We start from the raw sequence: 1700 nt of genomic DNA on the forward strand, positions 1-1700 counted from the left end.
GCTCAACACCAGGCGCTGGGACACCCGCGCCGACCTCCGCCTCGCGATGGTCACCTGGATCGAGACGAAGTACAACCGCCGGCGCCGCCAACGCGGCCTCGGCAAACTCACCCCCATCGAATTTGAGATGATCTACAAGGACGCAGAAGCGGCCTGATCACCCCAAACCCCGACTGTCAACAAGACTCGGGGCAGACCCATCCCGTAAAGCGGGGGAGCAGCGGGCAAGATCCGCAACAGATGACAAGTCAGGGAATGCGTCTCGCGCATCGGCAATACTCATGACGCGCATACCAACGAAGAGTTCGAAAGTCGCCTGCCTGTGTCGACAAGCGCGATCGTCCGTAGCCAGAGCTGAGCGAAGACATTGCCGCGCACGATTGACTGGTCATAGCCCGTCGCACTAGCGACAGTGGCGACCGTCCAGGCGAGCGTGCGCGCGATCGAACATGCGTCCCGCACTACTTGCTCGGCGTCAGGTGGAAGTCGAAAACGAGTAAAGCGGTACCCAGCGAGCCACCTGAGAACCTGCATGTCTCGATCGGGCGGCAAGGTCGGAATGGCCAAGTCAAGCGATGCCTGCCCGAACGTACGCGCCACGGCAGTGGCGCGACTTTGGTCCGATCGCCGCACAGCGAGAATGAGATCCCCACCGGTGCTACGAACCATCAACCAAGGACGAAGCGGAGGATTTTCGCTCCCGCGTGAAGGCAGAATGATCACAGGATCCCTCACGGCGTCGACCACATCACCCAGATAGTCGAGCAACACAAGAACGTCACGCTCCCACGTCGAGGCGAAAGTGACGTGCTGCTCGATACCGGAGAACCACCAGAGTCCCTCCCGCGCTTGCTTTCCCACCCACGCCGGTACGGGAGCCAGCGGACGAAGGGAAGAAGGCTGCAGCGCGCAGAATTCACTCGCACTCAGATTGCTTGTCGCTTGATCACGATCGCGTCGACACACGAAGCGCGGCTCCGCGAGGAGATTCGTCAGAGATTCCAACTCGAAACACCTCGTCTCACCACAGCCGCATGTCAGAGCAGTATCGCGAAGCGCAACACCCGACGCAATAGGAAGGACAGAGGTCCTGAGAGTGCTGAATACCGGATTTATCTGGACTTTCTCTTGCGGCGGTTCATTGACATGCTCGATGAGACAGAAGATCTAGGAAACCGCCGCATCCGTAGATTGACATGTTCGATGAGAGGAGTGACATGTCTAGTAGGACAAGGCAGCAACAGCGCACCGGGGGTGTGCTCGCCGACACACAATCTGACATAATGCGCATTATCAGCGTTACCGCAACGACCGCACAGCCCACAGCCGTTTCTGCTCGCTGCGCTCGGTCAACGACCGGAAGGTTCCTCACCCCGGTCGTTGAGCGCGCCGGCCACGCCACCGACGTTTCCACTCGCTGCGCTCGGTCATCGACCGGAAGGTTCCTCATCCCGGTCGTTGAGCGAGCCGCGCAGGTCAACGACCGGAAGGTGCCGCACCTCGGTCGTTGAGCGAGCCGCGCAGCGGCGAGTCGAAACGCGACGCCGCGCACCGACGCTTCCACTCGCTGCGCTCGGTCAACGACCGGCGGACTCGGCCATCCCGGTCGTTGAGCGAGCCGCGCCACGCCACCGACGCTTCCACTCGCTGCGCTCGGTCAACGACCAGAAGGTTCCGCATCCCGGTCGTTGAGCGAGCCG

Annotated in this window: 1 protein-coding gene; it reads left to right on the forward strand. The window is 61.5% G+C overall.

Translation table 11 applies throughout. From position 1 onward, the window contains the following. Positions 1–157, forward strand: a 157-nt coding sequence (locus ACRVYW_RS14040; protein WP_431805355.1) for an IS3 family transposase, incomplete at its 5' end; no start/stop codon positions are given. Positions 158–1700: the final 1543 nt, after the last annotated feature.

It is taken from the genome of Microbacterium sp. bgisy203, assembly GCF_965345155.1.
GTDB lineage: Bacteria > Actinomycetota > Actinomycetes > Actinomycetales > Microbacteriaceae > Microbacterium.